General features: G+C 73.2%; 9 protein-coding genes. 7 read left to right on the plus strand and 2 right to left on the minus strand.

Features of this window, described 5'->3' with window-relative positions:
* Positions 1 to 5 precede the first annotated feature (5 nt).
* The 7 genes from hisD to BLW43_RS16830 all read left to right on the plus strand — a co-directional run bounded on the left by hisD (position 6) and on the right by BLW43_RS16830 (position 7290).
* Positions 6 to 1313, plus strand: coding sequence for a histidinol dehydrogenase (hisD, locus tag BLW43_RS16800; protein WP_093255227.1), 1308 nt, complete (start codon positions 6 to 8; stop codon positions 1311 to 1313).
* Entirely contained in the window at positions 1306 to 2079 is a 774-nt protein-coding gene (locus BLW43_RS16805) for an SDR family NAD(P)-dependent oxidoreductase (RefSeq protein WP_093255229.1), read from the plus strand. The genes hisD and BLW43_RS16805 overlap by 8 nt, the downstream gene beginning before the upstream one ends.
* Complete coding sequence (locus BLW43_RS16810; protein ID WP_093255230.1) at positions 2076 to 3074, plus strand: zinc-dependent alcohol dehydrogenase; 999 nt, start codon at positions 2076 to 2078, stop codon at positions 3072 to 3074. Before BLW43_RS16805 ends, BLW43_RS16810 begins: the two co-directional genes overlap by 4 nt.
* A gap of 9 nt (positions 3075 to 3083) precedes the next feature.
* Positions 3084 to 4196 (plus strand): alpha-hydroxy acid oxidase, encoded by a 1113-nt coding sequence (locus BLW43_RS16815; RefSeq protein WP_093255252.1) that lies wholly within the window; start codon positions 3084 to 3086, stop codon positions 4194 to 4196.
* Between the two features lie 195 nt (positions 4197 to 4391).
* Entirely contained in the window at positions 4392 to 5441 is a 1050-nt protein-coding gene (locus tag BLW43_RS16820; protein WP_093255232.1) for an iron ABC transporter substrate-binding protein, read from the plus strand.
* Positions 5402 to 6466: a FecCD family ABC transporter permease gene (locus tag BLW43_RS16825; protein WP_093255233.1), complete on the plus strand. Its 1065-nt coding sequence runs from the start codon at positions 5402 to 5404 to the stop codon at positions 6464 to 6466. Before BLW43_RS16820 ends, BLW43_RS16825 begins: the two co-directional genes overlap by 40 nt.
* Positions 6463 to 7290 (plus strand): ABC transporter ATP-binding protein, encoded by an 828-nt coding sequence (locus tag BLW43_RS16830; RefSeq protein ID WP_093255235.1) that lies wholly within the window; start codon positions 6463 to 6465, stop codon positions 7288 to 7290. Before BLW43_RS16825 ends, BLW43_RS16830 begins: the two co-directional genes overlap by 4 nt.
* On the opposite strand, the gene BLW43_RS16835 is transcribed toward BLW43_RS16830, so the two are convergent.
* Positions 7245 to 7454: a TOBE domain-containing protein gene (locus BLW43_RS16835; RefSeq protein WP_093255237.1), complete on the minus strand. Its 210-nt coding sequence runs from the start codon at positions 7452 to 7454 to the stop codon at positions 7245 to 7247. The two genes, BLW43_RS16830 and BLW43_RS16835, sit on opposite strands and share 46 nt — an antisense overlap.
* A 68-nt stretch (positions 7455 to 7522) precedes the next feature.
* Complete coding sequence (locus BLW43_RS16840) at positions 7523 to 7927, minus strand: hypothetical protein (protein ID WP_093255239.1); 405 nt, start codon at positions 7925 to 7927, stop codon at positions 7523 to 7525.
* Positions 7928 to 8168: the final 241 nt, after the last annotated feature.

The following is an 8168-nucleotide window of genomic DNA, read 5'->3' on the forward strand; positions in this document are numbered from 1 at the left end:
AACCCATGACCGTCGAATACCTCAAGAAGGCCGCGCGCAGGTCGACCGACGACAGCGGCGACGTGCGCGAGACGGTGAAGGCGATCCTCGACGAGATCGAGAAGGGCGGCGACGCCGCCGCCCGCGCCGTCGCGGCGCGCTTCGACAAGTACGAGGGCGACATCGTGCTGACCGACGACGCGATCGAAGCGGCGGCGGCGGCCGTGCCCGAGCGCCTGAAGGACGACATCCGCTATGCGCACGACAACGTGCGGCGCTTCGCGGAGGCGCAGAAGGCCACCATCGGCGACACGCAGCTCGAGATCGCGCCCGGGCTGATCGCGGGCCAGAAGGCGATCCCGGTGTCGGCGGCGGGCTGCTATGCGCCGGGCGGGCGCTACGCCCATGTCGCCTCGGCGCTGATGACGGTGACGACGGCGAAGGTCGCCGGCTGCGGCCACATCGCCGCGTGCTCCCCGCCCCGCCCCGGCCAGGGCGTGCACCCGGCGATCGTCTACACCGCGCATCTGTGCGGCGCCGACCGCATCCTCGCGCTGGGCGGCGTGCAGGGCGTCGCGGCGATGGCGTTCGGCCTGTTCGGGCTGCCGAAGGCCGACATCCTCGTGGGCCCCGGCAACCAGTTCGTCGCCGAGGCCAAGCGGATGCTGTTCGGGCGCGTCGGCATCGACATGTTCGCAGGGCCCACCGACAGCCTGATCATCGCCGACGAGACCGCAGACCCCGAGATCGCGGCGGTGGACCTCGTCGGACAGGCCGAGCACGGCTACAACTCTCCGGTGTGGCTGGTGACCACCTACCGCGGCCTTGCCGAGAAGGTCATGGCGCGCGTGCCGCAGCTCATCGCCGAGCTGCCCGAGCTGAACCGCAGGAACGCCGAAGCGGCGTGGCGCGACTACGCCGAGGTCATCCTGTGCTCCGACCGGCATGAGATGGCGCGCGTCTCCGACGACGTCGCGCCGGAACACCTGACGGTGCAGGCGGCCGACCTCGACTGGTGGCTCGACCGGCTGAGCTGCTACGGATCGCTGTTTCTCGGCGAGGAGACGACGGTGGCCTATGGCGACAAGGCGTCCGGGACCAACCATGTCCTGCCGACCTCCGGCGCGGCGCGCTACACCGGCGGCCTCTCGGTGCACAAGTTCATGAAGCTCGTGACATGGCAGCGCAGCACCCGCGACGGCGCGCGGCGCGTGGCCGAGGCGACGGCGCGCATCTCGCGGCTGGAGGGGATGGAGGGCCACGCGCGCAGCGCCGACGTCCGGCTCGCGAAGTACTACCCGGGCGAGAACTTCAACCTCTCCGCCCATGACTGAGGCCGCTCCAGCACCGGCGCGGCTGTTCGACCTCAAGGGGCGCGTCGCCTGCGTGACCGGGGCCAGCAGCGGGCTCGGCCGGCGCGCGGCGCGCGCTCTGGCGGCGGCGGGCGCGAAGGTCGTCGGCGTGGCGCGCCGCGCCGAGGCGCTGGAGGCCTGGCGGGAGGAGAGCGCGGGCCAGACCGCCGCGCTCGTCGCCGACGTCGCCGACCGGGGCGGTCTGGCCGACCTCGCGCGACGGGCCTGCGCGCCGTTCGGCCCGCCAGACATCCTCGTACACGCCGCCGGGATCAACACGCGGCAGACCGCCGACGACGTGACGCCCGAGGGCTGGGACGCGACGCTCGACCTCAACCTCGCGACGCCCTTCTTTCTCAGTCAGGCGCTGCTGCCGGGGATGAAGGCGGAGGGCTGGGGCCGCATCGTCACCTTCGCGTCGCTGCAGAGCTGGCGGGCCTTCCCCGGCGGGGTCGCCTACGGCGCTTCGAAGGGCGGGATCGCCCAGCTGACCCGCGCGATGGCGGAGGCCTGGTCGCGCCACGGCGTGAACGTCAACGCCATCGGCCCCGGCTTCTTCCGCACCGAACTGACGGCGCCGGTCTTCGCCGACCCCGAGCGCGCCGCCCGCAACGCCGCGCAGACCTGCGTGGGCCGCAACGGCGAGCCGGCCGACATCGACGGTCCGGTGCTCTTTCTCTGCTCGGACGCCTCGGCCTTCGTGACCGGGCAGGTGCTGATGGTCGACGGGGGGTTCACCGCGAAATGAAGGCGCTGGTCTACTTGGGGCCGGAGCGGCTCGAAGTTCTGGAAGTCTCGCGCCCGGTCCCGAGCGAGGGCGAGGAGCTGGTGCGGGTCGAGGCGGTCGGCGTCTGCGGCTCCGACATGCATGCGTTTCTGGGGCATGACCCGCGCCGCCCGGCGCCGCTGATCCTTGGCCACGAGGCGGCGGGCGTGATCGATGGCGGGCCGCGGGACGGGCTGCGCGTCACGGTGAACCCGCTCGTGACCTGCGGCGCCTGCCCGGCCTGTCGCACGGGGCGCGACAACCTCTGCCCGTCGCGGCAGATCATCTCGATGCCGCCGCGCGAAGGGGCCTTCGCCGGCTGGGTGGCGATGCCCTCGCGCAACCTTGTCGCCATCCCCGAGGACGTGCGGACCGAGGCGGCCGCGCTCACCGAGCCGCTCGCCTGCGGCTGGCACGGCGTGAAGCTCGCCCGGCGCGCGCTGGCGGCCGCCGGCGACGGCCCCGCTTCCCGCGCGCTGGTGCTCGGCGGCGGCGCCATCGGCCTCGGCGCCGCGCTCAGCCTTGCGGCGCAGGGGGTGGAGGACGTGACCATCGTGGAGCCCAACGCCCTGCGCCGGACCGTCCTGATCGAACGCTGCGGCCAGCGCGCGGTGGCGCAGGAGACGGCGGGCGGCTTCGACGTCGTGATCGACGGCGTGGGTTTCGCCGCCACCCGCGCCAGCGCGTCGCGCCAGACGCGCCCCGGCGGCGTCATCGTCCACATCGGCCTCGGCGAGGACGAGGGCGGACTCGACGTGCGCCGGATGACGCTGCAGGAAATCGCCTTCATCGGAACCTACACCTACACCGCGGAGGACTTCCGCGAGACCGCGGCGGCGATCTTCGACGGACACATGGGCGCGCTCGACTGGACCGACATACGCCCGTTGGGCGACGGCCCCGCCGCCTTCGCCGATATCCGCGCCGGGCGCGCGGCGGCGCCCAAGATCATCCTGATTCCACGCCATGACGGCTGAGCCGGCATGATGGGGGGCGGCGAGATCCATTGCAGCGCCGATGCGCGGCGGCTCGCCCGGCGCAAGCTGCCCTGGATGATCTTCGACTACATCGACGGCGCCGCGGGGGAGGAGCACGGGGCCGACCTCAACCGCGCGGCTCTGCGCGACATCCGGCTGCGCCCGCGCTGCCTCGTCGACGTCAGCCGGCGCGACCTCTCCGCGGAGGTGTTCGGCGAGCGGCAGGGCGCGCCCTTCGGCGTGGCGCCGATGGGCATGTGCAACCTCTCCACGCCGGGCGCGGACCTCATGCTGGCGCGACTGGCGGCGAAATGGCGCGTGCCGCACTGCCTCTCGACGGTCTCCTCCACGCCGATGGAGACGGTGATCGAGGCGGCGGAGGGCCACGCCTGGTTCCAGCTCTACTTCAGCGGCGACGGCGCAGGGTCGATGAAGCTGGCGCGCCGGGCGCAGGAAGCGGGATACGCGACGCTGATCCTCACGGTGGACGTGCCCGAGGTCGGCCGCCGCCCGCGCGAGCTGCGCCACGCGTTCCGGATGCCCTTCCGCATCGGCCTGAAGCAGTTCGTCGACTTCGCGCTGCACCCGGAATGGTCGCTGCGGACGCTGCGCGCCGGTGCGCCGACGCTGGCGAACTTCGACGGCGTCGACTACGCCTTCGACCGCACCGAGAGCCGCGCCGCCGCAGACTGGGGCTGGTTCACGAACCTGCGAGACGCGTGGCCGGGCAGGCTCGTCGTGAAGGGCGTGCTCGACGCCGAGGACGCTCTGCGGCTCAAGAACGCCGGGGCCGACGCGATCCAGGTGTCCAGCCACGGGAGCCGCCAGCTTGACGCCGCGCCGCCGCCGATCCTCGCGCTGCGGCGCATCCGGGCCGCGGTGGGCGAGGGCTTCCCGCTCTTCTACGACAGCGGTCTGCGCGGGGGGGAGGACGTGGTGAAGGCCTACGCCGCCGGCGCCGACTTCGTCTTCTTCGGCCGCGTGCTGCAGTTCGCCATGGCGGCGCGGCGCGAGGCCGGGCTGAACGCGCTGTGGGGCGTGCTGCTGGAGGAGACGAGCCTCACGCTCGCGCAGGTTGGCGCCTGTTCGGTGGATGCGCTCGGCCCGGACAACCTGGCCTGACGGCCGGCGCCGCGGCGGTGCGGTGCGCGACGTTCGATCCGCCGCAACGTCGGGCTCGACATCAAACGCGGCGTTTCGCATATTTTCGCGTGGAAATGCGCGCGGCGCGGCGCTGGCTAGCAAGGCGGCCCGAGACCCGGCGCCCGTGCGCCGCCGGGGCTGTCGCCGCCGCCGAAGGACGTCTGGAGGCTTCCGATGCTGCGCGACATGGTCCTGCTCTGCGGCGCGCTGCTCTGCGCCGTCGCGGCTCAGGCGCGGACGATCACCGACAGCGCGGGCAGGGCCGTCGACGTGCCCGAGACCATCGAGAGCGTCTTCGCCGCCGGCCCGCCGGCCTCGATCCTGCTCTACGTGATGAAGCCGGAGGCGATGACCGGCTGGCCCCGCCGCCCCTATCCCGAGGAGCTTCCCTATATCGCCGAGCCGTTCCGCGACCTGCCCGAGCACGGCCGGCTCACGGGGCGGGGCGGAGAGGCGAACCTCGAGACCGTGCTGAAGGTCGCGCCCGACCTGATTCTCGACTTCGGCTCGGTGCGCGACACCTACGCCGACCTTGCGACCCGCGTGCAGGCGCAGACCGGCATTCCCTACATCCTGATCGACGGCCGCTTCGAGGCGACGCCGGCGGCGCTGCGGCTCATCGGCGACGTTCTGGGCGAGCCCGAGCGCGGCGAGACCCTCGCCGCCGACGTGGAGGCGACCTTCGCCCGCATCGACGCCCTGCTCGCCGACATCCCCGAGGAGTCCCGCCCCAGCGTCTACCTCGCGCGCGGGCCGGACGGGCTGGAGACGGGTCTCAAGGGGTCGATCAACACCGAGATCATCGAGCGCGCCGGCGGGCGCAACGTCGCCGACAGCGGCGACGGAAGGCGCGGGCTCGTGCAGGCCTCCATCGAGCAGGTCATCGTCGCCGACCCCGAGATCATCGTCACCTGGGACCGGACCTTCTACGACCGGGTTTGGAGCGATCCGCTCTGGGCGGGGATCGGGGCGGTGCGGGAGGGGCGCGTGTATCTGTCGCCGACGGCGCCCTTCGGCTGGGTGGACCGGCCGCCTTCGGTGAACCGCATCATCGGCCTGCGCTGGATGGCCGGGCTGCTCTGGCCCGACCGCTGGGAGGGCGATCTGCGCGAGGAGACGCGCGACTTCTACAGCCTCTACTACCACGTCGACCTGACGGAGCCCGAGCTGGACGGGCTGCTCGAATGGGCGGCGGGGCGCGCGCCGCCCCTCGCAAACCCCTGAGCGCGCCGCGGATCGACGCCGCGCGGCCGGCCCGGCGCCTCGCCGCCCCGCCGCTCTGGGCCGGCGTGGCGGTCGCGCTGGCGGGACTGTGCTTCGGCGCGCTGATGCTGGGGCCCTATCCGCTCACGCCGGCCGAGACGCTGGGCGCCCTGCTGGGCTTCGGCGACGCGCAGGCCCAGATCGTGGTGCGCAACGTGCGCCTACCCCGCGTCGCGGCGGCGCTGCTGGTGGGCGCGGCGCTGGCGGCGGCGGGCGCCAGCTATCAGGCGCTGTTTCGCAACCCGCTTGTGTCGCCGGACATTCTGGGCGTCTCCGCCGGCGCCGGGCTCGGCGCGGTGCTCGGCATCTTCCTGTCGCTGCCGGTGGCGGCGATCCAGGGCATGGCGTTTCTCGGCGGTCTCGGCGCGGTGACGCTGGTGGGCCTCGTCGCCCGCGCCGTCCGCGGGACGGACCCGACGCTGGCGCTGGTGCTGACGGGCGTCGTGGTCGGGGCCCTCGCGGGCGCCGCCACGTCGCTGCTGAAGGTGATGGCCGATCCCTACGACCAACTGCCGGCGATCACCTTCTGGCTGCTGGGCTCGCTGGCCTCGGTGACGATGGCGGACCTCGCGCCGGCGGCCCCCGCCGTGGCGCTGGGCCTCGTCCCGCTCGCGCTGCTGCGCTGGCGGATCAACGTGCTGTCGCTCGGCGACGAGGAGGCGCGCGCGCTCGGCGTGGAGGCGGGGCGGCTGCGCCTCGTCGTCGTCGCCGCCGCGACGCTGGCCACCGCCAGCGTGGTCGCGCTCGCCGGCGTGGTGGGCTGGGTCGGCCTCGTCATCCCCCATGTGGCGAGGATGCTCGTCGGTCCCGGCTTCGGCCGCCTGCTGCCTGCGGCCGCGGCGCTGGGCGCGGGCTATCTGCTGGTGGTGGACACGCTGGCGCGGACCATGGCGGCGGTGGAGATCCCGCTCGGCATCCTCACGGCGGTGATCGGCGCGCCCTTCTTCATCTGGCTGCTGGCGCGCGGCCGCAGGGGCTGGCTGTGAGGCTTCAGGCCGAAGGGCTCGCCATCGGCTATCCCGGCGGCGCCGTCGGTCATGACCTGGCGCTCGCGGTCGGCCCCGGCGACATCCTGTGCCTGCTCGGTCCCAACGGCTGCGGCAAGACCACGCTGCTGCGGACGCTGCTGGGCCTGCTGCCGCCGCTCGCGGGGGGCGTCTCGCTGGGCGGCGAGCGGCTGGAGCGGCTCTCCCGCGCCGAGATCGCCCGCCGAGCGGCCTATGTGCCGCAGGCCCATGCGCCGCCCTTTCCGTTCACGGCGCTGGAGATCGTCCTGATGGGGCGGACGGCGCGGCTGCCGCCCTTCGGGCAGCCGGGCCGCGCAGACCGCGCGGCCGCGCTGGCGGCGCTGACGCGGCTGGGGATCGGCGATCTCGCCGCGCGCGACTACTCGCAGCTGTCGGGCGGCCAGCGCCAGCTCGTGCTGATCGCGCGCGCGCTGGCGCAGGAGGCGCCGCTGATCGTGATGGACGAGCCGACGGCCAGCCTCGATTTCGGCAATCAGGCGCGCGTGCTCGCCGAGATCGCCGCGCTTGCCGGCGCGGCGCGCGGCGACGGCCGCGCCGTCGTGCTCACCACCCACGACCCCGACCAGGCCTTCGCGCTGAACGCGCAGGTCGTGCTGATGAAGGCCGGCCGCATCGTCGCCCGCGGCGCGCCGGAGAACGCCCTGACCAGCGCGGCGCTGAGCGAGGTCTACGGCGTTCCCGTCGTCGTGGAGCGCACGCAGAGCGGCCGCGCCGTCTGCGCGCCGACGCTGGCGCGTCAGTCGGCGCCGAGCATCACCTCGGAGGCCTTGACGATCACATGAGCCTCCTTGCCGACGGCGAGGCCGAGCTCCTCGATCGCCTCGAGCGTGACGACCGACGTCATGATGTTGCCGCCGCCGATGTCGACTTTCACGACCGCGTTGACGGCCCCGGGCCGAAGTTCGACGACCGTGCCCTTGAAGCGGTTCCGCGCGCTCATCTTCATGTCGCTCTCCCTGGTTCGCTGCAGGCGCAGCCTTGCACCGGCCGCGCGCCCCGGCGCAAGCCGCCCGCTCAGCCCAGATGCGGCTGACCGGCGGGGTAGCGCAGCCGCGGGACCGAGCGGGTGGCGAGGAAGAAGCCCAGCGTCGGCGGCCCCGCCCGGCCGAAGAACATGAACACCATCATCAGCACGCGGCCGAAGGCGGACGTCACCTTGAAGGCCAGGTCGAGGAATTCTCCGTCATGGTGGATGGCCACGAGGAAGATCCCGCTCAGCACCATCAGCATGCTGACCGTCGTCAGCGCCAGCACCTTCATCACGTCCATCGCGCCTGGGCTGCGCCCGAAGGCGTGGAGGGCCTGCTGGCGGCGGAAGAAGGCGACGGTGGCCAGCAGCAGCGTCATCTTCATCAGCGTCGTGCTGTCGCGCAGGGCGCCGATGTCGAGCGTGTTGAAGCCGGTGGTGCGCGGCGTCACGGCCTGGAACCAGCTCGCCCACTCCCGAGGCCGCTCGATTCCGGCCTCGACGCGGCGGACCGTCTGACGCGCTGGTGCTGCGCGGTAACCGAGAGCTGCCGGACATGCGCCGCGCTCGTCGAAGACCTCATGGAGTGGCGTGCGAAGGCCTTCGACGTCGAGCGCACGCGGACGGGCAGGGGGATCGTCGATCTGCTGCTGCGCAAGCCGCAGGCGATGAGCGAGGACGTCGCCAAGGAAC

The sequence above is a fragment of the Rubrimonas cliftonensis genome, assembly GCF_900107585.1.
In the GTDB taxonomy this organism is placed as follows: domain Bacteria; phylum Pseudomonadota; class Alphaproteobacteria; order Rhodobacterales; family Rhodobacteraceae; genus Rubrimonas; species Rubrimonas cliftonensis.

Bases quoted from the DNA above. Each gene is read 5' to 3' on its own strand.
- BLW43_RS16815 (WP_093255252.1), top strand. From the start codon at position 3,084: ATGGGGGGCGGCGAGATCCATTGCAGCGCCGATGCGCGGCGGCTCGCC.
- BLW43_RS16810 (WP_093255230.1), top strand. From the start codon at position 2,076: ATGAAGGCGCTGGTCTACTTGGGGCCGGAGCGGCTCGAAGTTCTGGAA.
- BLW43_RS16805 (WP_093255229.1), top strand. From the start codon at position 1,306: ATGACTGAGGCCGCTCCAGCACCGGCGCGGCTGTTCGACCTCAAGGGG.
- BLW43_RS16835 (WP_093255237.1), bottom strand. From the start codon at position 7,454: ATGAAGATGAGCGCGCGGAACCGCTTCAAGGGCACGGTCGTCGAACTT.
- BLW43_RS16825 (WP_093255233.1), top strand. From the start codon at position 5,402: ATGGGCGGCGGGGCGCGCGCCGCCCCTCGCAAACCCCTGAGCGCGCCG.
- BLW43_RS16820 (WP_093255232.1), top strand. From the start codon at position 4,392: ATGCTGCGCGACATGGTCCTGCTCTGCGGCGCGCTGCTCTGCGCCGTC.
- hisD (WP_093255227.1), top strand. From the start codon at position 6: ATGACCGTCGAATACCTCAAGAAGGCCGCGCGCAGGTCGACCGACGAC.